The organism is Mesorhizobium sp. WSM4841 (assembly GCF_055811515.1).
Genome location: NZ_JBVVQC010000004.1, coordinates 274,167 through 299,280 on the forward strand (window position 1 = coordinate 274,167; position 25,114 = coordinate 299,280).

General features: G+C 61.9%; 31 protein-coding genes. 21 read left to right on the forward strand and 10 right to left on the reverse strand.

The features are described 5' to 3' along the window. Positions 1-171 precede the first annotated feature (171 nt). Genes AC0L14_RS06960 through AC0L14_RS06970 form a run of 3 tightly spaced genes read left to right on the forward strand, consistent with a single transcriptional unit; the run spans position 172 to position 2,883 of the window. Positions 172-1,281 carry a fatty acid desaturase family protein gene (locus AC0L14_RS06960; RefSeq protein ID WP_473749004.1) on the forward strand — a complete coding sequence of 370 codons (1,110 nt, stop codon included), beginning with the start codon at positions 172-174 and terminating at the stop codon, positions 1,279-1,281. 52 nt (positions 1,282-1,333) lie between these two features. Continuing rightward, entirely contained in the window at positions 1,334-1,648 is a 315-nt protein-coding gene (locus AC0L14_RS06965; RefSeq protein WP_292210939.1) for a Rieske (2Fe-2S) protein, read from the forward strand. A gap of 5 nt (positions 1,649-1,653) precedes the next feature. Further along, the gene (locus AC0L14_RS06970; RefSeq protein WP_473637280.1) at positions 1,654-2,883 is read left to right on the forward strand and encodes an NAD(P)/FAD-dependent oxidoreductase; all 1,230 of its coding nucleotides are present in this window, start codon (positions 1,654-1,656) and stop codon (positions 2,881-2,883) included. A 115-nt stretch (positions 2,884-2,998) separates the two neighbouring features. On the opposite strand, the gene AC0L14_RS06975 is transcribed toward AC0L14_RS06970, so the two are convergent. Further along, a complete protein-coding gene (locus AC0L14_RS06975) occupies positions 2,999-3,433 on the reverse strand; it encodes a DUF4437 domain-containing protein (RefSeq protein ID WP_473749005.1) in 435 nt (144 codons plus the stop codon). Between the two features lie 222 nt (positions 3,434-3,655). Between AC0L14_RS06975 and AC0L14_RS06980 the strand changes: the two genes are divergently transcribed. Further along, a complete protein-coding gene (locus AC0L14_RS06980; RefSeq protein WP_473749054.1) occupies positions 3,656-3,946 on the forward strand; it encodes a cupin domain-containing protein in 291 nt (96 codons plus the stop codon). After that, the gene (locus AC0L14_RS06985; protein ID WP_473749006.1) at positions 3,913-4,512 is read left to right on the forward strand and encodes a helix-turn-helix domain-containing protein; all 600 of its coding nucleotides are present in this window, start codon (positions 3,913-3,915) and stop codon (positions 4,510-4,512) included. The genes AC0L14_RS06980 and AC0L14_RS06985 overlap by 34 nt, the downstream gene beginning before the upstream one ends. A gap of 153 nt (positions 4,513-4,665) precedes the next feature. On the opposite strand, the gene AC0L14_RS06990 is transcribed toward AC0L14_RS06985, so the two are convergent. From AC0L14_RS06990 to hslV, 5 genes are all read right to left on the reverse strand, one after another. Then, positions 4,666-5,625, reverse strand: a complete 960-nt coding sequence (locus tag AC0L14_RS06990) for a DUF1402 family protein (RefSeq protein ID WP_473749055.1) — start codon at positions 5,623-5,625, stop codon at positions 4,666-4,668. A gap of 254 nt (positions 5,626-5,879) precedes the next feature. Next, positions 5,880-7,193 carry an ATP-dependent protease ATPase subunit HslU gene (gene hslU / locus AC0L14_RS06995; RefSeq protein ID WP_473749007.1) on the reverse strand — a complete coding sequence of 438 codons (1,314 nt, stop codon included), beginning with the start codon at positions 7,191-7,193 and terminating at the stop codon, positions 5,880-5,882. Between the two features lie 4 nt (positions 7,194-7,197). Further along, positions 7,198-7,797 carry a DUF2585 domain-containing protein gene (locus tag AC0L14_RS07000; RefSeq protein WP_473484481.1) on the reverse strand — a complete coding sequence of 200 codons (600 nt, stop codon included), beginning with the start codon at positions 7,795-7,797 and terminating at the stop codon, positions 7,198-7,200. 28 nt (positions 7,798-7,825) lie between these two features. Beyond that, positions 7,826-8,356 (reverse strand): GNAT family N-acetyltransferase, encoded by a 531-nt coding sequence (locus tag AC0L14_RS07005; RefSeq protein WP_473484479.1) that lies wholly within the window; start codon positions 8,354-8,356, stop codon positions 7,826-7,828. A gap of 73 nt (positions 8,357-8,429) precedes the next feature. Next, complete coding sequence (gene hslV / locus AC0L14_RS07010; RefSeq protein ID WP_192357920.1) at positions 8,430-8,981, reverse strand: ATP-dependent protease subunit HslV; 552 nt, start codon at positions 8,979-8,981, stop codon at positions 8,430-8,432. Positions 8,982-9,205: 224 nt separating this feature from the next. Between hslV and hisB the strand changes: the two genes are divergently transcribed. From hisB to AC0L14_RS07060, 10 genes are all read left to right on the forward strand, one after another. Continuing rightward, positions 9,206-9,805: an imidazoleglycerol-phosphate dehydratase HisB gene (gene hisB / locus AC0L14_RS07015; protein WP_473749009.1), complete on the forward strand. Its 600-nt coding sequence runs from the start codon at positions 9,206-9,208 to the stop codon at positions 9,803-9,805. 3 nt (positions 9,806-9,808) lie between these two features. Then, the gene (locus tag AC0L14_RS07020) at positions 9,809-10,285 is read left to right on the forward strand and encodes a DUF2628 domain-containing protein (protein ID WP_473527103.1); all 477 of its coding nucleotides are present in this window, start codon (positions 9,809-9,811) and stop codon (positions 10,283-10,285) included. Position 10,286: 1 nt separating this feature from the next. After that, positions 10,287-10,937, forward strand: a complete 651-nt coding sequence (hisH, locus tag AC0L14_RS07025; RefSeq protein WP_473749010.1) for an imidazole glycerol phosphate synthase subunit HisH — start codon at positions 10,287-10,289, stop codon at positions 10,935-10,937. A gap of 4 nt (positions 10,938-10,941) precedes the next feature. Then, positions 10,942-11,232 (forward strand): DUF1330 domain-containing protein, encoded by a 291-nt coding sequence (locus AC0L14_RS07030; RefSeq protein WP_473484473.1) that lies wholly within the window; start codon positions 10,942-10,944, stop codon positions 11,230-11,232. A gap of 3 nt (positions 11,233-11,235) precedes the next feature. Continuing rightward, on the forward strand, positions 11,236-11,985 hold the full coding sequence (gene hisA, locus AC0L14_RS07035) for a 1-(5-phosphoribosyl)-5-[(5-phosphoribosylamino)methylideneamino]imidazole-4-carboxamide isomerase (protein ID WP_473527105.1): 750 nt from the start codon (positions 11,236-11,238) through the stop codon (positions 11,983-11,985). After that, positions 11,982-12,818 (forward strand): arginase family protein, encoded by an 837-nt coding sequence (locus tag AC0L14_RS07040; protein WP_473637275.1) that lies wholly within the window; start codon positions 11,982-11,984, stop codon positions 12,816-12,818. The genes hisA and AC0L14_RS07040 overlap by 4 nt, the downstream gene beginning before the upstream one ends. Beyond that, on the forward strand, positions 12,815-13,609 hold the full coding sequence (gene hisF / locus AC0L14_RS07045; RefSeq protein ID WP_473637318.1) for an imidazole glycerol phosphate synthase subunit HisF: 795 nt from the start codon (positions 12,815-12,817) through the stop codon (positions 13,607-13,609). Before AC0L14_RS07040 ends, hisF begins: the two co-directional genes overlap by 4 nt. Before the next feature lie 60 nt (positions 13,610-13,669). Then, positions 13,670-13,996, forward strand: coding sequence for a phosphoribosyl-ATP diphosphatase (locus tag AC0L14_RS07050; RefSeq protein WP_473484467.1), 327 nt, complete (start codon positions 13,670-13,672; stop codon positions 13,994-13,996). A gap of 24 nt (positions 13,997-14,020) precedes the next feature. After that, a complete protein-coding gene (gene coaA, locus AC0L14_RS07055; RefSeq protein WP_258120878.1) occupies positions 14,021-14,980 on the forward strand; it encodes a type I pantothenate kinase in 960 nt (319 codons plus the stop codon). Between the two features lie 87 nt (positions 14,981-15,067). Next, positions 15,068-15,511: a GtrA family protein gene (locus AC0L14_RS07060; protein ID WP_473749057.1), complete on the forward strand. Its 444-nt coding sequence runs from the start codon at positions 15,068-15,070 to the stop codon at positions 15,509-15,511. A 66-nt stretch (positions 15,512-15,577) separates the two neighbouring features. Here AC0L14_RS07060 and AC0L14_RS07065 read toward each other — a convergent pair whose 3' ends face one another. The 4 genes from AC0L14_RS07065 to AC0L14_RS07080 form a co-directional block, all read right to left on the reverse strand. Beyond that, positions 15,578-16,195, reverse strand: a complete 618-nt coding sequence (locus AC0L14_RS07065; protein ID WP_473749013.1) for an alpha-ketoglutarate-dependent dioxygenase AlkB — start codon at positions 16,193-16,195, stop codon at positions 15,578-15,580. A 108-nt stretch (positions 16,196-16,303) separates the two neighbouring features. After that, entirely contained in the window at positions 16,304-16,783 is a 480-nt protein-coding gene (lysM, locus tag AC0L14_RS07070) for a peptidoglycan-binding protein LysM (RefSeq protein ID WP_473484463.1), read from the reverse strand. Between the two features lie 161 nt (positions 16,784-16,944). Then, the gene (arfB, locus tag AC0L14_RS07075; protein WP_473484461.1) at positions 16,945-17,382 is read right to left on the reverse strand and encodes an alternative ribosome rescue aminoacyl-tRNA hydrolase ArfB; all 438 of its coding nucleotides are present in this window, start codon (positions 17,380-17,382) and stop codon (positions 16,945-16,947) included. Between the two features lie 83 nt (positions 17,383-17,465). Continuing rightward, entirely contained in the window at positions 17,466-19,076 is a 1,611-nt protein-coding gene (locus tag AC0L14_RS07080; RefSeq protein ID WP_473749014.1) for a phosphoenolpyruvate carboxykinase, read from the reverse strand. A 343-nt stretch (positions 19,077-19,419) separates the two neighbouring features. Here AC0L14_RS07080 and AC0L14_RS07085 point away from each other — a divergent pair, with 343 nt between their 5' ends. The 6 genes from AC0L14_RS07085 to ahcY all read left to right on the forward strand — a co-directional run bounded on the left by AC0L14_RS07085 (position 19,420) and on the right by ahcY (position 25,079). Further along, entirely contained in the window at positions 19,420-20,121 is a 702-nt protein-coding gene (locus tag AC0L14_RS07085; protein ID WP_023796909.1) for a response regulator transcription factor, read from the forward strand. A 140-nt stretch (positions 20,122-20,261) separates the two neighbouring features. Further along, a complete protein-coding gene (locus AC0L14_RS07090; RefSeq protein ID WP_095493999.1) occupies positions 20,262-22,043 on the forward strand; it encodes a sensor histidine kinase in 1,782 nt (593 codons plus the stop codon). Between the two features lie 102 nt (positions 22,044-22,145). Further along, entirely contained in the window at positions 22,146-22,607 is a 462-nt protein-coding gene (locus AC0L14_RS07095; RefSeq protein ID WP_473484457.1) for an HPr kinase/phosphorylase, read from the forward strand. A 161-nt stretch (positions 22,608-22,768) separates the two neighbouring features. Beyond that, positions 22,769-23,170, forward strand: coding sequence for a PTS sugar transporter subunit IIA (locus tag AC0L14_RS07100; protein WP_473484455.1), 402 nt, complete (start codon positions 22,769-22,771; stop codon positions 23,168-23,170). After that, positions 23,167-23,463, forward strand: a complete 297-nt coding sequence (locus AC0L14_RS07105; RefSeq protein WP_123146245.1) for an HPr family phosphocarrier protein — start codon at positions 23,167-23,169, stop codon at positions 23,461-23,463. The genes AC0L14_RS07100 and AC0L14_RS07105 overlap by 4 nt, the downstream gene beginning before the upstream one ends. 215 nt (positions 23,464-23,678) lie before the next feature. Continuing rightward, positions 23,679-25,079 carry an adenosylhomocysteinase gene (ahcY, locus tag AC0L14_RS07110; protein WP_473749016.1) on the forward strand — a complete coding sequence of 467 codons (1,401 nt, stop codon included), beginning with the start codon at positions 23,679-23,681 and terminating at the stop codon, positions 25,077-25,079. Positions 25,080-25,114 lie beyond the last annotated feature (35 nt).

Consider the following 25,114-nt stretch of genomic DNA (forward strand, 5'->3'; position numbering starts at 1 on the left):
GGCTGTCTCTCCGCTTGCCAAAGTTTACATCATTCTGATGGGAAATGATAGAAACTATCTTTGTGACATTGAGCCTATCATGGCTTGGCGTTATTTCTAGCCTACGATGCTTACGACCGCGGCCCGGTCATTGGCCGGGGCGGATCGCAGGACGCTGGTGGAGGCACTCCGATGGACGCAACGATGGACGCAGCACCGTCTCGGCGAGACTACAGCCTGCTCGGCCGCGACGCGAAGCTTGCCGTCGAGACCGGGCTGGCCGCGGCCGAGTGGTATCACACCGACGTGCCCCGCAAGCAGATGAAGGAGCTGATGCAGCGCTCCGACGGGCCAGCGATCCGCGACACCACCATCTGGCTCGGCGCCCTGATCCTGAGCGGCGCGGGCGGCGCCTGGTTCTGGGGCACATGGTGGTGCGTGCCGTTCTTCTTCGTCTATGGCGTCCTCTACGGCTCTTCTACCGATTCACGCTGGCACGAATGCGGTCACGGCACCGCGTTCAGGACGCAGTGGATGAATGATGCGATCTATCAGATCGCCTGCTTCATGATCATGCGCAATCCGGTGACCTGGCGCTGGAGCCATACGCGGCATCACACCGATACGATCATCGTCGGCCGCGATCCGGAAATCGCGGTGATGCGCCCACCGGACCTGTTGCGCGTCGTGCTCAATTTCTTCGGCATTGTCGATGCCTGGCATGCCATGAGCGACATGGTTCGCAATGCGGCCGGCATCATCAGCCCGGCGGAAAAGACCTTCATTCCCGAGCAGGAGCAGCCGAAGGCGATCCGCATTGCCCGCATCTGGACCGCGGTCTATGCCGCGACCATCGCGCTGGCACTTTATAGCGGCTCGTTCCTGCCCTTGATGCTGGTCGGGCTGCCCCGGTTTTACGGCGCCTGGCATCACGTCATGACTGGCCTGCTGCAGCATGGCGGCCTCGCCGAAAATGTCATCGACCACCGCCTCAACAGCCGCACCGTCTACATGAACCCGATCAGCCGCTTCATCTACTGGAACATGAACTACCATGTCGAGCATCACATGTTTCCGATGGTGCCTTATCATGCGCTGCCGAGGCTGCATGAGCTGATCAGGCACGATCTGCCGGCGCCGACGCCGTCGATCCTGGCCGGCTATCGCGAGATGATACCTGCCTTTCTGCGCCAGCTGCGGAATGAGGACTATTTCCTCAAGCGCGCGCTGCCGCCGACCGCGAAGCCCTATCGTGAGGAATTCCACAACGATAACGATGCTGTCGCGGCAGCAGCGGAATGAGATGCGCCCGTACCGGGCAAGTTGACCAAGCAAAATTCTGCCGGGAGGACCAATGAGCGACTGGGTCGAGGCCTGTGACGCCGAAGACATCGACGAAGAGGACGTGATGCGGTTCGACCATGGCGGCCGCACCTTCGCCATCTATCGCAGCCCCGACGACGAATATTTCGCAACGGACGGTCTTTGCACGCATGAGAAGGTGCATCTGGCCGACGGGCTGGTGATGGACGACATCATCGAATGCCCGAAGCACAATGGCCGTTTCAGCTACAAGACCGGGGCGGCCAGGGGCGCGCCGGTCTGCGTCAATCTCAGGACATATCCGGTCAAGCTCGACGCCGGCAAAATCCTCATTCAGATCGGGTGACGGTGATGACGAAGGGGATGGTGATCATCGGTGCCGGCGAATGCGGCGGGCGGGCTGCCTTGGCGCTGCGCGATCTCTTCTATGACGGGCCGGTGACGCTTGTCGGGGACGAACCGCATCTGCCCTATGAGCGGCCGCCGCTGTCGAAAGACGCGATGGCCAGCGATGTGCCCGTGATCAAAGCGATCGCCAGCGATGAGATCCTGGCCGAGAGATCGATCCGGCATATCCATTCGGTTCAGGCGGTCGCGATCGACCGCGCGGCGCATGGCGTGCGCCTGTCGGACGGCTCGATCCTGCCATACGACAAGCTCTTGCTGGCAACCGGATCGGTGCCGCGCAAGTTGCCGATGCCGGGGCTTGGCGCGCGCTGTGTCTATCTCCGGACCTTCAACGACGCGCTGGCCATTCGCGCTCATCTCAGCGCCGGAAACCGCATTGCCATCGTTGGCGGCGGCTTCATTGGCCTCGAGCTTGCCGCCGCGGCACGCAGGCTGGGGGCCACGGTCACTATCATTGAGGCGCAGCCGCGCATCCTGACTCGCGGCGTGCCGGCCGAGATCGCCAAAATCATCCACGAGGCGCATGAAGCCGAAGGCGTCAAAATCCTGTGCGGCGACGGGATCGCTGCGATCGCCGACGACGGCGCCCAGGTGCGCATCGCGCTTGCCGGCGGGCAGGACATCGTCGCCGATCTGGCGGTGATAGGCATCGGCGCCGTGCCGGTGACCGGACTTGCCGCGGAGGCGGGGCTGACGATCGATAACGGCATAGCTGTCGATGCCGCGCTTCGCACCAGCGATCCGGACATCTTCGCCGCCGGCGATTGCTGCTCGTTTCCGGTTGCCGTCTATGGCGGCCGGCGCGTGCGGCTGGAAGCCTGGCGCAACGCGCAGGAGCAGGGCGCGCTTGCGGCCAGGAACATGCTCGGCGCCGGTGAGGCCCACGCGGCGGTGCCATGGTTCTGGTCGGATCAGTACGGCTTGACCTTGCAGATATCTGGGCTCTCGGACGAGGGCAGCAAGGTCGTGCGTCGCGATCTCGACGACGGCGCCTTCATCCTGTTCCATTTGGCGCAGGACGGCAGGCTCGTCGCAGCGAGCGGCATCGGCCCGGGCAACGCGGTCGCCCGCGACATAAGGCTGGCCGAGATGCTGATCGCAAGAAGGGCAAAGCCGGCGCCTGAGGCGCTCGGTTCGCAAACGATCAAGCTGAAGTCGCTGCTGGCGGCATGAGCCGGTGCGGGTTCCGGAACTGGCGGAACGCTAGTCGTTCTAGTGGTGACAACCCGACGCTTGGTAGCCATTGGGCCTCTGCCCGTCCAGGTCACACTGCATAGTTGTTGCCCAGCTACCGGCTCTTGAAAAAAGTGGAATAAGGCTCGGTGTTGATAAGAAGGATCACGCACTGCTCTTCGGACATGCAGGCATCGGCATGCATCTGGTCTGCCTTCTGGGTCCAATATGATCCGGGCCGCAGTTCGATGCCTTTGCCCTCGCCCGTTTCGGGCACCCAGTGGCTCCAGGTGCCCTCGATGACAACGCCCTGATAGTCTGCCGTATGTGCATGTATGGGTGCTTGCCATCCCCCGGGGACTTTCAGCAGCGTTCCGGCCGGACCCACATCGCGCTTGCCCCATAAGGGACCCAGTCGGTGGGGCTGGCCAGGCATTTCCTCATAATACGGCACCTTCTCAACGGGCAGGTATGTATTCTCCAGCGCGCAAGTCTGAGACGGCAGGATAATAACTGCGGCTATCGCCGCCACGAGCTTTGGAAAAAGCACCGACATCTCCCTCAATGTTGCCACGTTGCCACGAAACTATTGGTAGCAGGGAAGAAGCCTATTGTGGAATGCCGGACGAACAATGATATTGCGTCCGAGATGTATACTCGATCATCCAATTCTGCCGATCCTGTCCATCTTCTCGGACAATTCCTGCGTGACCTCAGGCCAGCGGAGGCGAGTTACTGCCGGGCCGAGGTAACGCGGCCTTGAGGCATCGGCCTGCAATTCCAAAAAGGAATTCGCTTCCATTTCGTGGCCGAAGGCACCTGTTGGGTGCTTGTCGAGGGGTCTGAACCGGAGCGGCTGGACAAGGGCGACGTCGTGCTCCTTCCGCATGGCACCAAACATGTCATCGCCGACGACCCTGACGGTGCGGTGACCGATCTCGCGCTCCTGGGCCCAAGACAGATATCCGACACAAGCTATTCCCTCAACACCGGCGGCGGGGTGCCCGATCCCTCATTTTCTGCTGCACCGTGGATTTCGAGGAACCGCTGGCCGATCGACTGATTGGGTCCATGCCCGCAAAACTTGTGCTTCGCGAGGGACCGAACCGTACCCGGTCACTCGGCATGCTGCTGGAGGTAATGGCGGCGGAGATGACGGAAGAAAGCGTAGGCTCGGCCACGATAATGGCCCGTGTGGCCGATGCAGCCATCAGCATCATTGTTCGCGATTGGGCTGGGGATAGCGATGACCATCGCCGAGGCTGGCTCGCTGCGCTGCGCGATCGAGGACTTGGCCCCGCCCTGCTCGGCATCCATACGAGGCCGGGGGAAAGCTGGTCTCTGGCCCGACTGGCGAGAACTGCGGCCATGTCGCGGTCCACCTTCGCAGAACGTTTTTCACTTGTCCTCGGGATATCGCCGGCCCGCTATGTGCTCGAATTCCGAATGCGCGAAGCAAAACGCCTGCTCCTTGACCCGAGCCTGACGATCCCAGCCATCGCCACGCGCCTGGGGTATGCTTCCGAAGCCGCTTTCAGCCGTGCCTTCAAGCGGACCACAGGAAACCCTCCCGGACAAGTTAGGCGCTTACGAACCGCTTCCGAAGCGGGGCGCGAACCCCGAGCCTAAGTGCGCGGATGCAAGGGATTGCATCAAGGGCAATAGGCTCTTTGGCCGAGTGCGTCGTCCACTTGCATTTGCGCTCTCGTATCGGCTCTCGCCAACAGCAGCTCAACCCCAGGGCGGCTGTGGTCGTCAGGCACCAAGAGTCGGATTTCACCACTAAAACAACGCCTTCAGCTCCGGCAATTTGTGGTTGACCAGCCAGCCATAGTAATTTTCCTCGGGCAGCTTCTCCGGTTCGCCCGCGTCGCGGCGCCTGTCGTTCTCGGCCTTCAGCGCATGGGCGCGCTGTTCCGGATTGCCGACATTGTAGAGTGTCGATGTGATGCCGGGATTGCCCGATATGTCGAAGCCGGCAATGCTCTGGTAGGCATCGATCGATTTCCGGATCGTCGCTGCGACATAATCCAGTGTTAGGTCCGGATCCATGATGGTTTTGTAGACCGCGTTCGGATCGCCGACGTCGAGCTTCGGCAGGCCGGAAACCTGGTGCACGAGATCGCTCATCTGCAACGCGGTCAGCGGATTGAGCTGACCAAGGCCGAAGGTCTGGCCGGCATAATAGGGCTGGAAGAAGGTGGCGCCGAAGCGGTCGTCGGGGAAGATCTCGCCGCCGACAGTCTTGCCGCGAAAGGACTGGTTCCACACCTGCTCGCGGCATTCCCAGAGCGTGTAACTATCCGTTTTGCCGGCGCATTCCTGGAATTGCGGCCGCTGCACGAAATCGGTGATGTCCTCGCCTTCATAGGCGAAGGACAGCTTGCTCGAGAGATAGGAGATCGCCTTGACGTAGTAGGTCTGCAGCCGGTCATAGGCGTCGACATTGTAGGTGTGCTCGCCGACGATGGCGCCGACGATATGCATCGGGTCGATGCCATAGGTCGCCGCCGCTTGGCTGATCTTGCCGCGAAGACCGGCGTCGTGCTGCAGCAGCGCATAGACCTTGCTGTATTTTGCCTGGAAGGTGGTGTTGGTGGCCTGGGTGCGCCGGTTTGAGGCGCCCGGTATGTTGGGCTGCTCGGCATGACTGTTGCCCGGCGGCACCATCGTCGCCGCTTCGGCGGCGAACATGGCTGTCGCCAGCGTCAGCCCGAGAATGACGAGGATCAGTTTTTTCATGCGCGCCGCCTGCAACAGCGCATAACCCCCGGAATCGATTTTCGGGGTCATGCGCAAAACCAACTGAATAACGCCCCTTGCACGCCCAACTGATGCGCGGCGCTGTAGTTGCCGGGCAAACTAGGTAAAGCTGGATGGGGAGTCGAGAGCCCTTGCGCCTGGCAAGACAAAAGCTGGCCGGATGCTTCCATTTGGCCACACGTTTCAGAATTTGCCGGCTCGCCCGGCCCATTTCTTGTAGGATGGATCGCCTGCTACAGGATGAAACGCGACAAATCCGTGTTTCTGGACAGGTCGCCGACATGCTTTTGCACATAGGCGGCGTCGATGGTCACCGCCGTGCCATGGCGGTCCGGCGCGTCATAGGAGATCTCGTCCAGCACCCGCTCCATCACCGTCTGAAGCCGCCTGGCGCCGATGTTCTCGACGCTGGCGTTGAGATCGACGGCGATGCCGGCCAGCGAATCGATGGCGTCGTCGGTGAAAACGAGATCGACGCCCTCGGTCTTCATCAGCGCGATGTACTGCTTGATCAGGCTGGCCTCGGTCTCGGTCAGGATGCGGACGAAATCGTCCTTCTCCAGCGCACGCAGCTCGACGCGGATCGGCAGACGGCCCTGCAGTTCGGGCAGCAGGTCGGACGGCTTGGCAACGTGGAACGCACCCGATGCGATGAACAGGATGTGGTCCGTCTTCACCGGCCCGTATTTGGTCGCGACCGTAGTGCCTTCGACAAGCGGCAGCAAGTCGCGCTGCACGCCTTCGCGGGAAACACCGGCGCCCATGCCGCCTTCGCGCGAGGCGATCTTGTCAATCTCGTCGAGGAAGACGATGCCGTCGTTTTCGGTCGATTCGAGCGCCCTGCGCACCACCTCGTCCTGGTCGAGCAGCTTGTCGGACTCGTCGCCGACCAGCACTGTGTAGGATTCCTTCACCGTCGTCTTGCGCGTCTTGGTCTTCTGGCCGCCCATCGCTTTCGACAGCATGTCGTTGATGTTCAACACGCCGATATTGGCGCCCGGCATGCCCGGGATCTCGAAGCCGGGCATGCCGCCAGTGCCGGTATCGCTCACCTCGATCTCGATCTCCTTGTCGTCGAGCTCGCCGTCGCGCAGCTTCTTGCGGAAACTGTCGCGCGTGGCCGGGCTCGCCGTCTTGCCGACGAGCGCTTCCAGCACACGTTCCTCGGCATTGATATGGGCGCGCGCCTTGACATCCTCGCGCATTTTCTCGCGCACCAACCCGATAGCGATCTCGACCAGGTCGCGGATGATCTGCTCGACGTCGCGGCCGACATAGCCGACCTCGGTGAATTTGGTCGCCTCGACCTTGACGAACGGCGCACCGGCAAGGCGTGCCAGGCGGCGCGAGATCTCGGTCTTGCCGACGCCGGTCGGGCCGATCATCAGGATGTTCTTCGGCATCACCTCTTCACGCATCTGGCCTTCGAGCTGCTGGCGGCGCCAGCGGTTGCGCAAGGCGATGGCCACGGCGCGCTTGGCGTCCTTCTGGCCGATGATGAAGCGATCGAGTTCCGAAACGATCTCGCGGGGCGAAAATGTGCTCATATTCCTAAATTCCACTTTGCCACTGCCGGATGGACTCGAACGGATGCAGCAGCATGATCACGTTGAGTGTCAGATTGTCCCGGATGATGTAGCCAACACCGAATTCGAAGATGACGGACAGGGTCACGATCACCCATATAGGAAGCCTGCGCGCCATCACAAATCCCAGCACCATCGCCAGCGTGTCCGCCACCGAATTGATGATGCTGTCGCCGTAATAGTCGAGCGAGATCGTGCCGGCGCGGTAGCGCTCGATGATCAAAGGGCTGTTCTCGAGAAGTTCCCAGCCGCCCTCTATGACGACCGCAAATGCCAGCCTGAGCCCGATCGGCGAGCGCGGGAACAGAAACCAGGCCAGCGCATAGAACAGGAAGCCGTGGATGAGGTGCGAGAATGTGTACCAGTCGGAAATATGCTGGGAATTCTCCGAACTCTGCACGATGCCGTGCCACAGCTTGACATAGCCGCATGTGCAGATCGGCGTTCGGCCCATGCCGTAAAGGGCTCCGGCCTGGAATATGATCAGGCCGAGGACGAGCAGAAGCCCCATCCGCCAACTGTCTTCATAGGCCGAGACGGTCTTGTCGGCGCCGGTTGTGCTCATGTTGTTACTGCCCCTCTTCGGCGTCGCCCTATTCGGCGTCACCCTCTTTTACATCGCCCTCTTCGGCATCGATTGCCATCAGTACGGCGTCGCCATATTCCGATTGCCTTCGATCGATAGCTCTGAAACCGGCCTTTTCATAGGCACGGATCGCTCGTCCGTTGGATGGATCCGGGTCGATGATGACACGCGGCACCCCTTCCGCGAACAGCTGTTCCACGAACTGCCGGACAATCGCCGAGCCGTGGCCGCGTCCGATAAGCTCAGGCCTGCCGATCGACAGATCAATGCCGAGCGTACCGAACGGCTGGTCGCTGTAGGGATGGCCGTCCTCCAGATGCGGGTCGTAGCTCTGCATGTACCCGATCGGCTCGCCGTCGAGCTCGATGATCAGCGGCTCAACGGAAATGCTGTCGATGTGTTCGCGGATCTGGGCGATCTCCGTCTCGGGATCGTCCCACCACTCCGCGACATGCGGCTCGGCCAGCCATGCCGCGATCATTGGCAGGTCCGCCTCCGTCACAGGCCGAAAGTCATATCTATTTTCTTGTTTGGCCATGATCTTCTCCGAACCGAAGGTCAGCGAAGCAAAAACCGGTTTCCACTTTTCGGGATCATGGCCAGCGATCGGCTCAGCCGGCATCGAGGGTTTCGATGACAAAGTTGTTGTTGGTGTAGACGCAAATGTCGGATGCGATCTGCATCGCCTTGCGGGCGATTTCTTCGGCATCCTTGTCGGAGTCCATCAGCGCGCGCGCCGCGGCCAGCGCGTAGTTGCCGCCCGAACCGATCGCCATCACGCCATGTTCGGGTTCGAGCACGTCGCCGGTGCCGGTCAGCGCCAGTGAGACCGACTTGTCGGCAACCAGCATCATCGCTTCCAGCCGGCGCAGATAGCGGTCCGTGCGCCAGTCCTTGGCGAGTTCGACGCAGGCCCGCGTCAATTGCTCCGGATATTGTTCGAGCTTAGCCTCGAGCCGCTCCAGAAGCGTGAAGGCATCAGCGGTGGCGCCGGCGAAACCGGCAATGACATTGCCGCTTTTGCCAATGCGGCGCACCTTCTTGGCGTTGCCTTTCATGATCGTCTGGCCAAGGCTGACCTGGCCATCACCGGCGATCACCACCTTGCCGCCCCTGCGCACGGTCAAGATCGTCGTGGCGTGCATGGTCAGTTCATTCGACATATTCTGCTCCGATCAGCACCGGTCCCGAAAAGGCGATTGGCGCGTTACGAGTGACTTGATCGACCATATGTATGCATAGGTCCGATGATTGCCAACCGGCCATCCGCCAGGCTCGATATCCCTTGGCATGGCAACTGGCAATCGCCGGATCATGCTGCTAGAAGGCTCTCGTTTTCAAGCATGTGGACGCTTGGAACGCCTGAACTCTGGACAAGGATGAGGTCATGCCGCCCCGTTCCGCCAACGCCAGCCGCAAGACTGGGGAAACCGACATCTCCGTATCGGTCCAGGTCGACGGCTCGGGAAAATCCGATATTTCGACGGGCGTCGGCTTCTTCGACCACATGCTGGACCAACTGTCGCGCCATTCGCTGATCGACATGACGGTCAAGGCCAAGGGTGATCTGCACATAGACGACCACCACACGGTCGAGGACACCGGCATCGCGCTCGGCCAGGCGCTGGCCAAGGCGTTGGGCGAGCGGCGCGGCATCATGCGCTATGCCTCGGTCGATCTCGCCATGGACGAGACGCTGACGCGCGCGGCGATCGACGTCTCCGGCCGTCCTTTCCTTGTCTGGAACGTTGCGTTCTCGTCGCCGAAGATCGGCACGTTCGACACCGAACTGGTGCGCGAATTCTTCCAGGCCCTGGCGCAGAATGCCGGCATCACGCTGCATGTCACCAGCCACTACGGCGCCAACAATCACCACATCGCCGAGACCTGCTTCAAGGCGGTGGCGCGTGCGCTGCGCATCGCGCTTGAAAGCGACCCGCGCCAGCCGGACGCGGTTCCTTCCACCAAGGGATCTCTGAAGGGATAGGCGATGGCGATCTACGTCGTGATGGAACCGCCGGGCCGCGGCGAAAAGCCTGACACAACGGCCTTTGTCCGTGATGGGTTTTCCTGGCTCGGCTTCCTCGTGCCGCCGCTGTGGCTGCTCTGGCACCGGTTGTGGATCGAGGCAGCACTGGCGTTTGTCGCCATGGCTCTCCTTTCGATGCTTGCCGAAGGATTGAACCTTGGGCTCGCCGGCCCGCTGCTGTCGCTGCTTGTATCGCTCTACGTCGGTCTGGAAGGTCAGGCCTTGCGGATTGCCGCGTTGCGCCGTCGTGGCTGGCATGAATGGGGAGTTATCGCGGCCGACAGGATCGACGATGCCGATACGCGCTATGTGCTGGAAACCGAAACGCATTCGGATGAGCAAGCGCCCGCGCAACGCATCATCCCGGATCCAGCCCATGCCCGGCCAGCGCAGATGGGCATCGCGCTGGGGCTGAACCACGCTCCGGGAAGACCCTGATATGCGGGTCGCGATCATCGACTACGGCTCGGGCAACCTGCGCTCGGCCACCAAAGCCTTCGAGCGCGCCGCGCATGAAGCCGGTATAGCCGCCGCGATCGACCTGACCGCCGACGCCGAGCGTGTTAGGACCGCCGACCGCGTCGTCCTGCCCGGCGTCGGCGCCTATGCCGATTGCGCGGCCGGGCTGCGCGCTGTGGCCGGCATGTGGGAAGCGGTCGAGGAGGTCGCGACCGTCAAGGGGCGGCCGTTCCTCGGCATCTGCGTCGGCATGCAGCTGATGTCGGAGCGGGGCCTGGAAAAGACTGTTACAGAAGGTTTTGGCTGGGTCGCCGGCGACGTCAAGGAGATCACCCCGGCCGATTCGGCGCTAAAGATACCGCAGATCGGCTGGAACACGATCGAGCTCAAGCGCAAGCATCCGCTGTTTTCCGGCATTCCGACCGGCACCAAGGGATTGCACGCCTATTTCGTCCACTCCTATCATCTCGACGCCAGGAAAGCCGACGACGTGCTCGCGATTGCCGATTATGGCGGTCCGGTGACGGCCGCTGTTGTCAGCGACAATCTCGCCGGCACGCAGTTTCATCCCGAAAAGAGCCAGGCGCTTGGCCTGGCGCTGATCACCAATTTCCTGCGCTGGAGGCCCTAGGATAATGAGCAAGAAAGGCTACTGGATGGCGATGATCGATGTCCGCGATCCCGAGGGCTACAAGCAATATATCGAGGCGAACGCGGCGGCGTTTGCGAAATATGGTGCGAAGTTTCCCGTGCGTGCGGGGCGTTACGCGAACCCGGAAGGGGCGACAGGCAACCGCCACGTCCTGGTGGAGTTCGAGTCCTACGACAGGGCGATAGAATGCTACGAGTCGCCTGAATACCGGGAGGCATTGAAGTACAGGCTTGCCGCCTCGACCGGTCACTTCGTCATTGTTGAAGGCGCCTGAACGGTGATCCTGTTCCCGGCCATCGACCTCAAGGACGGCAAGTGCGTGCGCCTGAAGCACGGCGATATGGCGACCGCGACGATTTACAATGACGACCCGGCCGCCCAGGCCAGGGCTTTCGAGCAACAGGGCTTTGAATGGCTGCATGTCGTCGACCTCAACGGCGCCTTCAAGGGCCAGAGCGTCAACAGCGCGGCGGTCGGCGCCATCCTCAAAGCGACAAAAACCCCGGTGCAGCTCGGCGGCGGCATCCGCACCCTGGCGCAGGTCGAGGACTGGCTCGATCGCGGGCTGGCCCGCATCATTCTCGGCACGGTGGCGGTGCGCGATCCGGATCTGGTCAGGCAGGCCTGCAAGGCGTTCCCGGGCAGGATCGCCGTCGGCATCGACGCCAAGGGCGGCAAGGTAGCGGTCGAGGGCTGGGCCGAGGCCTCGAGCCTCGGCGTCATCGAACTGGCGAGGAAGTTCGAGGGCGCCGGCGTCGCCGCCATCATCTACACCGACATCGACCGCGACGGTGTGCTGACCGGCATAAACTGGGATGCCACCATCGATCTCGCCGAAGCGGTTTCGATCCCGGTCATAGCCTCCGGGGGGCTCGCCTCGATCGCCGACATCGTGCGCATGACCATGCCCGATGCGCAAAAACTCGAAGGCGCCATCTCCGGCCGCGCGCTATATGACGGGCGTATCGATCCGGCCGAGGCACTGGCCATCCTGGCGGCAGGATCGGAGAAGGCGAGGGCGCGATGAAACTCTCGATTATCCTCGCACCCTATGACAGCGGCCTTTACCACGCCGGCTTTGGCCAGGGCCCTGACGCCATCATTGCCGGCGGGCTTGTCGATGAACTTGCCTTGCGCGGCCATGATGTCATCGTCGAGGACATCGGCGAGGTCGGCGATGCCCAGAAGCGCGAAATCGCGACAGGTTTCGCGGTCTGTCGGGCAGTCGCCACCAAGGTCGACATGGCGCGCGACGATGAGCGTTTTCCCATCGTGCTCGCCGGAAATTGCCTGACCGCCGCCGGTGCGGTGGCTGGCGATACCGCGGATTCGATCATCTGGATCGATCAGCATGGCGATCTCAACACGCCCGAGACGTCCGCCTACGGCTTTCTCGACGGCATGGCGCTGGCGACGACGCTGGGGCTCTGCTGGCGCCCGATGACGTCAGCGATTCCCGGCTTCCAGGCGATCGACCCGTCGCGGTGCATGCTGGTCGATGCGCGCGACCTCGATCCCGATGAAAGGCGGCTTCTAGAGACGTTGCCGATTATTCGCGCCCAATGGACCGATGCACTCGGCAATGTCGGAAGGCTCAAGGCGGCCGGCGCGGCCCAAGTCCATTTGCATCTGGATCTGGATGTTCACGATCCGGATGTGCTGCAGGTGAACCGCTATGCACGGCCGGGAGGTCCAAATCCGGAGGAACTGCGGCAACTCTTTTGCGGGCTGGCCAAGTCGATCCCGATAGTCGGCGTCACCCTGTCTGCCTACGATCCTGCCTTTGACGCCAAGGGCGAGGTTCCGCCTGTCGTCGGGCAATTGCTTGGCGATTTTCTTGCCGCGCTTGGGAGGATCTGATGCTGAAAGCCCGTGTCATCCCCTGTCTCGACGTCAAGAACGGCCGCGTCGTCAAGGGCGTCAACTTCGTCGACCTGGTCGATGCCGGCGATCCGGTCGAGGCGGCCAAGGCCTATGACGCCGCCGGCGCTGACGAGCTCTGCTTCCTCGACATCACCGCCTCGTCCGAAAATCGCGAAACCATCTTCGACATCGTCGCCCGCACCGCCGAACAATGTTTTATGCCGCTGACCGTCGGCGGCGGCGTACGACAGGTCGCCGACATAAGAAAGCTGCTTTTGGCCGGCGCCGACAAGGTGTCGATCAACACGGCGGCGGTGAAGAATCCCGATTTCGTCGCCGAGGCGGCCGATAAGTTCGGCAATCAGTGCATCGTCGTCGCCATCGACGCCAAGAAAGTGTCGGCCGAAGGCGAGGCCGCCCGCTGGGAGATTTTCACCCATGGCGGCCGCGAGAAGACCGGCATCGACGCGGTCGAATTCGCTCAGCAGATGGTCGATCGCGGCGCCGGCGAGATCCTGCTGACGTCGATGGATCGCGATGGCACCAAGGCCGGCTACGACATCGCGCTCACCCGCGCGGTAGCCGACGCCGTGCGTGCGCCGGTCATCGCCTCCGGCGGCGTCGGCACGCTCGATCACATGGTCGAGGGCATTCGCGACGGCCATGCCGGCGCGGTGCTGGCGGCATCGATCTTCCATTTCGGCACCTACAGCATTGCCGAAGCCAAGGCGCATATGGCCCGCGCCGGCCTGCCGATGCGGCTGGACACCCTAGGTGATCGGCTCTAAAGCAAAGTGGGAGCCGGTTGTCGGGAAAGATCATGCTTAAACAAGCAGATAGATGGCGCTATGGTTGAGTTTTCGCTCTCCGAGCTGGAGACAATCATCAGGGAACGCGCGCATTCCGGCGATCCGGATTCGTGGACGGCAAAGCTGTTCGCGCGCGGCATCGACAAGGCGGCGCAGAAGCTCGGCGAAGAGGCGGTCGAAACGGTGATCGCGGCCGTTGGCGGTGACAGACAGGCTCTCGTTTCGGAAAGCGCCGATCTCATCTATCATTGGCTTGTCGTTCTGGGCGTCGCCGGCATTCCGCTTGCCGATGTCCTGACCGAACTCGAACGCCGCACCGGTCGTTCGGGCATCGCCGAAAAGGCGTCTCGGCAGGACCGGGGCTGATCGCTGCGGAGGGTAGGAAACTCGATGGACCAGCTCGCCCCCACCGAGAAATATTCGCCCTTTCGTTTTTTCTCAGCGGAGCAATGGTCGCAGTTCCGCGCCGACACGCCGATGACGCTCGGCGAGGACGAGGTCCGTCGCCTGCGTTCGCTCAACGACCCGGTCGACCTCGAAGAGGTCAAGCGCATCTATCTTTCGCTGTCGCGGCTTTTGTCGGCCCATGTCGAGGCGAGCCAGCTTCTGTTCAGGCAGCGCCAGGCCTTCTTCAACGCGATGGATGTCGTCAAAACGCCCTTCATCATCGGCATTGCCGGCTCTGTCGCGGTCGGCAAATCGACCACGGCTCGCGTGCTCAAGGAATTGCTGGCGCGCTGGCCGTCGAGCCCCAAGGTCGATCTGATCACCACTGACGGCTTCCTGCTTCCCAACGAAATCCTGCGCCGCAACAATCTGATGGAGCGCAAGGGCTTTCCCGACAGCTACGATGTCGGCGCATTGCTGCGTTTCCTGTCGGGCATCAAATCGGCGCAGCGCAATGTCCGCGCGCCTGTTTATTCGCACCTGACCTACGACGTCGTTCCCGGCGAGTTCCAGACTATCGACCGGCCGGATATATTGATCTTCGAAGGCATCAACGTGCTGCAGCCGGGCAAGCTGCCGAAGGACGGCAAGATCGTGCCTTTCCTGTCGGATTTCTTCGACTTCGCCATCTATATCGATGCCGAAGAGGAGCTGATCCATCAATGGTACATCGCCCGCTTCATGCGGCTGCGCGAGACCGCCTTCCGCAATCCGGACTCCTTCTTCCACCGCTATTCGCAACTTTCGCAGGCAGCGGCCCGCGCCATCGCCGAGGGCCTGTGGACCAACATCAATCTGAAGAATTTGCGCGAGAACATCCTGCCGACGCGAGCCCGCGCCGATCTCATCCTGCGCAAGGGCGCCAATCATCTGGTCGAGGAAGTGGCGCTCAGGAAGCTGTAACGAAGCGGTTAACGGCGCTTTAGGCAGTGCCCGCTATCGTTCGATTGCCAATTCCAGAGCATTTGTCGGGAGCAGCCGGTGATCAATATGCCTGCATTGCGCCGGCCTGACATTTCCGCCTGGCGCGGAACACTTGCTCCGCGCCGGCTTCTCAAATTCGCCTCGGTGGGGCTTGCGGCCACAGTGCTCTACGCGCTTTGTGCCAGCCTCTTCGCCAGTGCCGGGTCAACATACCTGCCGCCGGCCACAGCCTCCGTCGCCGCCTACGCGGTCGCGGCAATATTCTCCTATCTCGGCCATAAGTTCTTCACGTTCATGTCGGCCGGCTCGCATCAATTCGAAGCGCCGCGTTTCGCCGTGCTGACCGGTTTCGGTCTTGCCATCGCCTATCTCCTTCCGCTGCTCCTCGTCGGGCAGTTCGGCCTGCCGGTCGCAGTTCCGATACTGCTCACTTGCCTTCTCATTCCCGTGGTCAACTTTGTCGTTCTCGAACGCTGGATCTTTTCCGGCAGCGTCAGGCCTGGACCGTGACCCAGAGCGGGTGCCGGTTTTGCAAAAATCCGGTGCTTAAACAAAGAGATAGACGGCGATACGGCTCTAGCCGGGATAGGTCACCCGCCGCAGCGTCAGATTGATCCGCCCGCCATTCCTAAGCAGCGCCGAGGTCGACGGATAAATGCGGTCGACGCCGTGAAAACAGAGGCGGCCTTCGCCACCAAGCACGACGACGTCGCCGCTTTTCAGCCTGAACGATTTGGTGCCGCCTTCGCGCGTGCTCTGGCCGACCCTGAACAGGCAATCGTCGCCCAGGGAAACGGAAACGACCGGCGCGGAGAAATCGATCTCGTCGCGGTCTTGATGAAGGCCCATCTTCGCGTCGGGCGAATAGAAATTGACCAGGCAGGCCTCCGGCGGATGCGGATATGCTGACACGTCCCGCCACAGCTGCAGCAGTATGTCGGGGATCGGCGGCCAGGGCGTTCCGGTCACCGGGTGCGTCGGCTGGTAGCGATAGCCGAGCTCCTTGTCGGTGACCCAGCCGAGCGAGCCGCAATTGGTCATGCGCACACTCATCTCCTTGCCGGTGCGCGGCATCGCCGGCACGAACAGCGGCGCTTCCTGCACGACCTGCCTCACGTCCTCGACCAGCGCTTCCTGCACCGCGCGGGACAGATAGCCGGGCATGTGGCGGACGCCTTTGGGCAGGACGAGCATGGTCGCTTGATCCGTTGGTCTGGAAGAACCAGAATGCCACTGTCAAATGAAAACGGCGACCCGAAAGCCGCCATTGTCGATTGCTGTTGCCGATCTGGCCCGATCTGGTCAGGCCTGATCGAGATCCGGGATACGCAGGACCTGCCCCGGATAGATCTTGTCCGGGTGGGTCAGTATCGGCTTGTTGGCCTCGAAAATGATCGTGTTCTTCGCACCCTTGCCCTTGCCGTAGCTCTTTTCGGCGATCTTCCAGAGGTTGTCGCCTTTCTTGACCGTATAGAAGGTCGGTTCCTTGGCCGGGGCAGCGGGGGTGCCGGCCTCGGGTGCGGCGACCTGCAATTCGTCCGCCTGCACCTTGGACACGCCGAGCGTGTTGCCGACGGCGATGACGGCCTTTTCGAAGATCGACTGATCCTTGACCACGCCTTTCAGGACAGCCGTATCGCCTTTGACGTCGACTTCCACATTGTCGGTGCCGAGCGCGTGCGAATCGAGTTCTTTCTTCAGCGTATCGGCGGTCGGCTCCGGCTCATCGTCGCCGAAGCCGAGCTTCTTGCCGACGCCCTTGACGAAATCAAACATGCCCATCTGCGGTCTCCTTGCTGTGGCGATACCGAACTTGCCACCTACAACCTTGAATTGGAAGCCGCGCAATTGATGTCGCGCCTACCGATCGGTTCGAAAACCGGAATCGCTCGCACGATGGGTAGTTACAAAAATGTCAGAGCGCACTTATGACGCGCGTCGCTCTAATCGTCGTCCACCCGACCGCGCAGCTTCTTGATTGTGCCGCGTCCAGCCTTGGTCTTCAGCCGCCTTTCGACCGCGCCTTTCGACGGCCTCGTCTTTTTGCGCGGCGGTGGCGGCGGTTCGGCGGCCTTGGCGACCAGTTCCGCAAGCCGCGCCCGGGCGTCCGCCCGGTTCTGCTCTTGCGTGCGGAAGCTTCCGGCCTCGATGACGATGACGCCGTCCTTGGTGGCGCGCTGGCCAGCCAGCTTTATGGTTCGCGCGCGGACGCGCTCCGACAGGCCCGGCGCATTCGCCGCATCGAAGCGCAATTGCACCGCTGTCGCCACCTTGTTGACGTTCTGGCCGCCAGGGCCGGACGAGCGGATGAAGTCCTCGTGCAGGTCATCCGGATGGATCACCGCATCGTCGGCGATGATGATCTTGTCGTCGGCGTTCATGCTGCAGTCATGGCGCGGCGGACGAAAAAAGAAAAGGCCGTTCCCCGGGGTCGGGCCTTGAGGTGCAGATATCCAGCCGGCGATTATTCCGCGGCTTCGCGCATGCGTGGGGCGGCGCCGAGCACGATGGCGTCGACATGAGCTTCGAATTTTTCGAAATTGATGGCAAACATGCCGACCAGCCTCGCCGCCTGCAGGTCATAGGCTGAGGTATCGGCCCAGGTCGATCTCGGATCGAGAATGGCGCGGTCGACGCCCGCAACCGCCACCGGCACATCGAAACCAAAATTAGCGTCGGTGCGGAAATCGGCCCCTTTCAGCGAGCCGTCGAGCGCCGCGGCAAGCAGCGCCCGCGTCGCCTTGATCGGCATCCGCTTGCCGGTGCCATAGGCGCCGCCGGTCCAGCCGGTGTTGACCAGCCAGCAATCGACACCGTGATGGGCGATCAGCTCGCGCAGCAGATTGCCGTATTCCGACGGATGGCGCGGCATGAACGGTGCGCCGAAACAGGTCGAAAACGTCGCTTCGGGTTCGGTGACGCCCTTTTCTGTCCCAGCCACCTTGGCGGTATAGCCGGAGAGGAAATGATACATCGCCTGCGCCGGAGTCAGCCGGGCGATCGGCGGCATCACGCCGAATGCGTCGGCGGTCAGCATGATAATGTTTTTCGGGTGACCGGCGCGGCCTGTCTTGCTGGCGTTGGGGATGAAATTGAGCGGATAGGCGCAGCGCGTGTTTTCAGTGAGACTGCCGTCGTCGAAATCCGGCACGCGGCCCGCATCGAGCACCACGTTCTCCAGCACCGTGCCGAAGCGTTGGGTGGTGGCGAAGATCTCCGGCTCGGCTTCGGCCGAAAGCTTTATCGTCTTGGCATAGCAGCCGCCTTCGAAATTGAAGATGCCATGCGGACCCCAGCCGTGCTCGTCGTCGCCGACCAGCGTGCGCGACGGATCGGCCGACAGCGTCGTCTTGCCGGTTCCCGAGAGGCCGAAGAAGATCGCCGCATCTCCGCCGGTGCCTTCATTGGCCGAGCAATGCATCGGCATCACGCCCTTCGCCGGCAACAGATAGTTGAGTACGGTGAACACCGACTTCTTCATTTCGCCGGCATAGGAGGTGCCGCCGATCAGCACGATCATGCGAGAGAGATCGACGGCGATCACCGTTTCGGTGCGGGTGCCGTGGCGGACAGGATCGGCGCGGAACGACGGCAGGTCGATGATCGTCATGTTAGGCACGAAATGCTCGAGCTCGGCGGCTTCCGGGCGAATGAGCAGATTGCGGATGAACAAGGAGTGCCAGGCAAGCTCCGTGACGACCCTGGTCGTCAGCTTCAAGTCCTCGTCGGCGCCGCCGACCAGATCCTGCACGTAAAGATCCTTGTCCGCCGCATGGGCGCGAAAATCGGCGAGCAGCGTGTCGAACTGGGCTGGCGAAATCGCCTTGTTGTTGTCCCACCATACATGCGGCCCGGTGGTCTCGTCGCGCACGACGAATTTGTCCTTGGGCGAGCGGCCGGTGTGCTGCCCGGTCTCGGCGACGAGCGCGCCATGCGCCGTGAGCCGGGCCTCGCCGCGGCGGACCGCTTCCTCGTAAAGGACGGCCTCCCCGAAATTATAGCGCACCGCGCCTGTAGTCGTTAGGCCGATCCGATCGATCGCCCATGCGGGATTGCGTTTGCCGGCTTCCGACATGAGGGGTTCCTTCTTCGATTTGCAGCATCCTGGCCGGCGAATTTCCGGAGCCCCCACAAGGAGACTGTAACGGTGAGAACCAGAAAAGCCAAATGATATCAAATAATTAATCGATTTAAATATTTTGAAAGTTGTTTAAATCGTTTATATGTGCAAAAAGTCAGGTAGTTGCCCACAGGATTGGCGGTCTTTAACAGTCCAATCCATGTTGAGGTGAAATCGTGGCCGCCGGCATGCCGCTCGTGACAGCGGACGAAGCCTGTGCCACATTTTGTACCTAATTTGTCCTGCAAAAGCCCCTTCTCGACCAAAGAAGGGACAGCTCATGAGGGAGCCACTTGAAATGGCAACAATCGCGCTTGTCGACGACGACCGCAACATTCTGACGTCGGTGTCGATCGCCCTGGAATCGGAGGGATATCGCGTCGAAACCTACACGGATGGGGCGTCGGCGCTGGAAGGCCTGGCGGCGCGCCCGCCGAACCTCGCCATCCTCGACATCAAGATGCCGCGCATGGACGGCATGGAGCTTCTGCGCCGGATGCGCCAGAAATCCGACCTGCCGGTGATCTTCCTGACGTCCAAGGACGACGAGATCGATGAGCTTTTCGGCCTCAAGATGGGTGCCGACGACTTCATCCGTAAACCCTTCTCGCAGCGTCTTCTGGTCGAGCGGGTTCGCGCCGTGCTGCGCCGTGCCAGCGCCCGCGAGGCGTCGGCCAAGACGCCCAACCAGCAGGCCCGTTCGCTCGAGCGCGGCCAGCTTGTCATGGACCAGGAGCGTCACACCTGCACCTGGAAAGGCGAGCCGGTGACGCTTACCGTCACCGAATTCCTGATCCTGCATTCTCTGGCTCAGCGCCCCGGTGTGGTAAAAAGCCGTGATGCGCTGATGGATTCGGCCTATGATGAGCAGGTCTATGTCGATGACCGCACCATCGACAGTCACATCAAGCGGCTTCGCAAGAAGTTCAAGGCCGTCGATGATGACTTCGAGATGATCGAAACCCTTTACGGAGTCGGATATCGGTTCCGCGAAGCATGAATTGATGCATGTCGCCCAAAAGTGGTCCCGGTTTTGGGACAACGACATGCTCAAAACTTAATGCATGTCGCCCAAAAGTGGTCCCGGTTTTGGGACAACGACATGCTCAAAACTAAAAACTGAGCGGGGGCTGCTATTCGATGGCAGTGGACGTAGAGCGAGTGAGACGGACGGGCGCCCGGCGCCCGTCGCGGATTCTGCCGGCATTCCTGTCGAGAATCACGGTGCCGATGCGCCGCTTCCTCGGCCACCACATCTTTTCCAGCCTGACGCGACGCATTCTCTTCCTCAACCTCGCCGGCCTGGCCGTCCTGGTCACCGGCATTCTCTACCTCAACACGTTTCGCGACGGGCTGATCGATGCCCGCGTCGAAAGCCTGATGACCCAGGGCGAGATCATCGCTGGCGCGATCGCGGCATCGGCGACGGTCGAGACCGATTCGATCAGCATCGATCCGGAAAAGCTGCTGGAACTGCAGGCCGGCGAAAGCCTGGGGCCCGGCTCCGATCAGCTCGACAATCTGGATTTTCCGATCAATCCGGAGCGCGTCGCGCCGGTGCTCAGGCGGTTGATTTCGCCGACACGGACGCGCGCCCGCATCTATGACCGCGACGCCAATCTGCTGCTCGATTCCCGCCATCTCTATTCGCGCGGCCAGATCCTTCGCTACGATCTGCCGCCGACCGACAAGGAAGAGCCCGACCTTCTGGAACGTATCCAGAAATTCGTCTTCGACTTCTTCCGCAACACCGCGCTGCCGGTCTACCATGAACAGCCGGGCGGCAATGGCGCTGCATTTCCGGAGGTGGTCAAGGCGCTTACCGGCAGCCCGTCGACCATCGTGCGGATCTCCGAACAGGGCGAGCAGATTGTTTCGGTCGCCGTGCCGATCCAGCGCTTCCGCGCCGTCCTCGGCGTGCTGATGCTGTCGACGGAAGGCGGCGACATCGACAAGATCGTCGCGGCCGAGCGCAAGGCGATCCTGCGCGTCTTCGGCATCGCCGCCCTTGTCACCGCCATCCTGTCGATGCTGCTCGCCTCGACCATCGCCAACCCGCTGCGCCGGCTGTCGGCGGCGGCGGTCAGGGTGCGGCGCGGCGTCAAGAATCGCGAGGAAATCCCGGACTTCTCCGACCGGCAGGACGAGATCGGCAATCTGTCGATCGCCGTGCGCGACATGACCAATGCGCTCTACGCCCGCATCGAGGCGATCGAAAGTTTCGCGGCTGATGTCTCGCACGAATTGAAGAACCCGCTGACCTCGCTGCGCAGCGCGGTGGAGACCCTGCCGCTGGCCAAGAACGACACGTCGCGCGGCCGGCTGATGGAGATCATCCAGCACGACGTCAGGCGGCTGGACCGTCTCATCACCGACATTTCCGACGCCTCCCGTCTTGACGCCGAGCTCGCGCGGGAAGACGCAGGAACCGTGGATCTCAAGAAATTCATCACGGATCTGGTCGACGTTTCGCGCACGGCGACGCGCAACAAGAAGACGGTCGAGATCGAATTCAAGGTCGCCAAGCTGCCGCAGGGCGTCAAAGGCTACTTCGTCGCCGGTCATGATCTGAGGATCGGCCAGGTCATCACCAATCTGATCGAGAATGCCCGCTCCTTCGTTCCTGAAGAGCGCGGCCACATTGCCATATCTCTGGCGCGCGCCGGCAAGGTCAACATCATCACCGTCGACGACAATGGTCCCGGTATAAGGGCCGACAACATCGACCGCATCTTCGAACGCTTCTACACCGACCGGCCGGCCGGCGAGGCGTTCGGCCAGAATTCAGGCCTCGGCCTGTCGATCAGCAGGCAGATCGTCGAAGCCCATGGCGGCACGCTGACCGCCGAGAACATCCCGGGCACCAAACCCGGCGAGATCAAGGGCGCGCGCTTCGTCGTGACACTGCCGGCCGAAGGCTGACGCATGATCCAAAAAGTGGGTACCGGTTTTCGGAACAAGATCATGCGTAAACCAAAAAGCATGATCCCGAAAAAAAGTGGGGACCGGGTTTCGGACAAGATCATGCCTGATCCGACTGTGCAGGCTGAGAACATTCACGGCACGGCGATCCTGATCGGCGAGCGTGGTGTCCTTATCACGGGACCGTCCGGCTCGGGCAAGACGACGCTGGCTCTCGCCCTCATCGATCATTGTCGCCGGCATGGATTGTTTTCGCGGCTGATCGGTGACGACAGGCTCCTCGCCGCCGATCACGCGGGGCGGCTGGTCTGCCGGGTGCCCAGCCCCATCGCCGGCCTCGCCGAGGTGCCTGGATTCGGCCCGCGGCCATTGTTGTTCGAGCCCGGCGGCGTGATCGACCTTCGCGTCCGGCTGGTGCCAGCAAGCGAGGTGGCCCGCTTCCAGGAAGATGTCAGCGAGCCCATTGCGGGCTGTCCGGTGCCGCGCATTGATCTTGCCGAACGCAATGTTCCGGCGGCCTTGCCGGCCGTGATGGCGCGGCTGCTAATTGCGCCTTTCGTATAATCCAATTTCAAATTTTTGCTGCAATGCGTCAAAATGGCCTGCGCCGGTGCAATTTTGGGCTTGTCAACGCGCCTCGCGTCGACAAGATAGCGCTCCCGCCGCCTGCATGGCCGGCGAGCATGAAACGCCTATGAAGCGGCGATGACGGGAGCCACCAAAGAATGATCGGACTCGTGCTTGTAACGCACGGTCAACTGGCCGCCGAATTCCGCCATGCCGTGGAACATGTCGTCGGGCCACAAGACAGTTTCGAGACCGTGGCGATCGGCGCTGATGACGATATGGAGCAGCGCCGCAGCGACATCGTCGATGCCGTTGCCCGTGTCGACACCGGGGCAGGCGTCATCGTTTTGACCGATATGTTCGGCGGCACGCCCTCCAATCTCGCCATTTCGGTGATGGAATCCGGTCGTACCGAAGTCATTGCCGGCATGAACCTGCCGATGCTGATCAAGCTGTCCAGCATTCGCAAGGGCGACAATATGAGCGTAGCGCTGGACGAGGCGCAGGCGGCCGGGCGCAAATACATCAATGTCGCCAGCCAGCTGCTGAGCAGCAAATGAACGCGCTGTCGGCCAAGAAGGGTGACATCGTCCGGGAATTTCCAATCGTCAACCAGCGTGGCCTGCATGCCCGCGCCTCGGCGAAGTTCGTTCAGGTCGCCAGCGGCTTCGACGCCTCCGTCCAGGTCGAGAAGGACGGCGTCACGGTTGGCGGCACCTCGATCATGGGCCTCATGATGCTGGCGGCGAGCCCCGGCTTTTCGATCCGCGTCACCGCCAGCGGCCCGGAGGCCGAGCAGGTGATCGACGCACTGGAGCAACTGGTCGCCTCCCGCTTCGGCGAGGAGTCCTGACGCCCAGAGCACCGCGCGTCCTTTGGGCATGGTGCTTCCGAAAATCGATTCCGGTTTCGCGCCGGTGCGCCTCCGAAGACATGTACGGATAAAGATTTCTTTATATCCCATTGTCGTCCGACCGACGATCTGCTAGTCAGGCCGGCAACTCGCGCCCTTCGACACGCCTTCCGGCGCGGGCGCATCCCGAAGACAATTCACATCGGAGCACTGCCATGACGGGTAGCAATGACTGTGTGGTCGCCGACATCTCGCTTGCCGGCTGGGGCCGCAAGGAGATCGAGATCGCTGAGACCGAAATGCCGGGCCTGATGGCCTGCCGCGAAGAATTCGGCAAGGCGCAGCCGCTCAAGGGCGCGCGCATCACCGGTTCGCTGCACATGACCATCCAGACGGCGGTGCTGATCGAAACGCTGAAGGCGCTCGGCGCCGATATCCGGTGGGCCTCCTGCAACATCTTCTCGACCCAGGACCATGCGGCCGCGGCCATCGCCGAGGCCGGCATTCCGGTCTTCGCCGTCAAGGGCGAGACGCTCGAGGACTACTGGGTCTACACCGACAAGATCTTCCAGTGGGCCGATGGCGGCACCTCCAACATGATCCTCGACGATGGCGGCGACGCCACCATGTACATCCTGATCGGCGCGCGTGCCGAAGCCGGCGAGGATGTGCTCTCCAATCCGGGCAGCGAGGAGGAAGAAATCCTGTTTGCCCAGATCAAGAAGCGGATGGCGGCATCGCCCGGTTTCTTCACCAAGCAGAAGGAAGCGATCCGCGGCGTCACCGAAGAGACCACCACCGGCGTCAACCGGCTCTATCAGTTGCAGAAGAAGGGCCTGCTGCCGTTTCCGGCGATCAACGTCAACGATAGCGTGACCAAGTCGAAATTCGACAACAAATATGGCTGCAAGGAATCGCTGGTCGACGGCATTCGCCGCGGCACCGACACGATGATGGCCGGCAAGGTAGCGGTCGTCTGTGGCTATGGCGACGTCGGCAAAGGCTCTTCGGCATCGCTCAAGGGCGCCGGCGCCCGCGTCAAGGTCACCGAGGTCGATCCGATCTGCGCATTGCAGGCGGCGATGGACGGCTTCGAAGTCGTCACGCTCGAAGATGCCGCCCCGACCGCCGACATCATCATCACCACCACCGGCAACAAGGATGTCGTCACCATCGACCACATGCGGGCGATGAAGGACATGGTGATCGTCGGCAATATCGGCCACTTCGATAACGAGATCCAGGTGGCGTCGCTGCGCAACCTGAAGTGGACCAACATCAAGCCGCAGGTCGACATGATCACCTTCCCGGACGGCAAGCGGATGATCCTTTTGTCCGAAGGTCGCCTGCTCAATCTCGGCAACGCCACCGGCCACCCGAGCTTCGTCATGTCGGCGTCCTTCACCAACCAGGTGCTGGCCCAGATCGAGCTGTACACCAAGCCCGGCCAGTATCAGAACCAGGTCTATGTGCTGCCGAAGCATCTCGATGAAAAGGTCGCGCGCCTGCATCTCGACAAGCTCGGCGCCCGGCTTACCGAACTATCCGGCGAACAGGCCGCCTATATCGGCGTGACCACGCAGGGACCGTTCAAGCCGGAACACTACCGCTATTAACCACAGCGGAAATTACCACTAGATATTGATGCCGG